The following is a 1,742-nucleotide window of genomic DNA, read 5'->3' as shown; positions in this document are numbered from 1 at the left end:
ACAAACTGTCCGGGCGGACCAACGATCGCAACCATCAAGAATATTTCTTCAACAGGTCTAACAGTTGACTTTAACGGTTCAGGTGTTTCTGCTCTGACTTGGAGGATCAAACAAGGTGGAAGTACACTAGCAAATGGCAAAACGGGTACTTTGAGTTCAAACTCTGCCACTTTAACATTTGCCAGCCTTGCAGCAGGGACGTATTCGCTTGAAATCGAAGGCGGCAATTGCACTTCGCTTGTTAGCACTTCTAATTTCAATGTAGTTATAACAGACAGCCGCCCTACGTGTCAGTTCGGACCATTATTGAAATCTATCATTGACCCAAAAGCGACCCAGCTCACGTTCAACTTCCACGGAGAGAATGTTGCTAGCATTGATTGGAAAATCCTTCAAGGCGCTACCACAATCCGTTCGGCACGTGTTCAATTAGCCAGCGACCGTCCAACAATTACTTACGGGGCGCTTGCACCGGGGTCTTACACGCTCGCAATTGAGGGAGGTGCCTGCAGATCTGAGGTGCAGACAATGGGCTTTCAGATCGGAGGCCTGCTGCCAGTTCCTGTTGCGAGATTTGAGGCAGTTCCTGCAACCGAAGGAGTGGAATTGGCCTGGACTGCTCAGGAGCAAAAAGAAGGAAGTGGGTTTGAGGTTATCCGTTACAACGGCAACTTAAAAACTTCCGCCGTGATTGGTAACATTCCATCGTCTGATCAGCAAGTTGGCGAATACAGATTTGTTGACAGAACACCACTTTTCGGAGTCAATCACTATCAGCTGAACGTAATCGATAAAAATGGCACTTACTCAAAAAGTGAAATTGTCAACGCCCGGTATGAAGTGATCGATAAAGTCATTGTTTCCCCTAACCCCGTTAAAGATTTCGTAAACATAGAGTTCTATTCGAAAATCGCTGGACAAGGAAAACTTGAAACATTCAATATCAGTGGTGTGAAAGTGAATGCTGTCCAGCCAAAGATTACAGAAGGACTCAACAAAGTCTCGCTAAACGTAACTGGTTTAGCTGACGGCCATTATTTTATTAAAGTTTATTACGGAGTTCAGGAAATGAACCTTAGATTCTTCAAGTCTAACTAAGAATAAGGCGTAAAAAAGGCTGTGGCAGAAATGTCCCAGCCTTTTTTTAAACTTAGCTGCAAACGGATTGAGGTTGATATCGGGTGTTGCCAAACACTTCGTCACTTTAAGCATCCCCAAAGCACTTTTTTAACTCAAATAATTTAATTTTTCAAATTTACCTGATTAACATTGATGAAATTTTTCCAAAAGCTAGCGTATGCAGGCGGGTTTTTAAGCCTCATGATGGCTGCAACCCCCGATGACGAGTTGCAAAAGAATCAGTTTGCTGTGGCAACACAGGTTAATTGCGGTGGCAGGACCTGGACGCACGATGAGTTACTGGGTAATGTCGGCGAAAGGCCAGTCTACACGATTATCCACCAGAACAGGATTTACATCAGATGGGATGGAAACCCTGATCAGAGCCGCAAATCGCAGGCATTTGATAACACGGCCATCCTGTTGCACATGGATAACAATAAGTTTCCTAACAACACGGAGGGAAACCGGATTGTCAATTCTTGCGTCAACTCCATTGACCCGAGCACAATGGGTAATAATTACCTTGGAACACAGCAAGGCAACATGATCCCTTGTAACAACAAGCCTATTACAGATGGTTTGATGCTGGGTACATTCCGCGGAGGCGATGGTGTGAGAAC

General features: G+C 44.8%; 1 protein-coding gene and 1 pseudogene. Both read left to right on the top strand.

Translation table 11 applies throughout. The annotated features are described in order from the left end of the window. Positions 1-1,098 (top strand): T9SS type A sorting domain-containing protein (locus tag B5X68_RS19990; RefSeq protein ID WP_141110355.1); only part of this gene is annotated, 1,098 nt, incomplete at its 5' end. Positions 1,099-1,272: 174 nt separating this feature from the next. Next, positions 1,273-1,742: pseudogene (locus B5X68_RS28975) on the top strand (hypothetical protein); the annotation flags it as partial.

The organism is Dyadobacter psychrophilus (assembly GCF_900167945.1).
GTDB classification, from domain to species: Bacteria; Bacteroidota; Bacteroidia; order Cytophagales; family Spirosomataceae; genus Dyadobacter; species Dyadobacter psychrophilus.
Note: the sequence above shows the minus strand (reverse complement) of the source record. Positions and strands in the feature narration are given on the sequence as shown.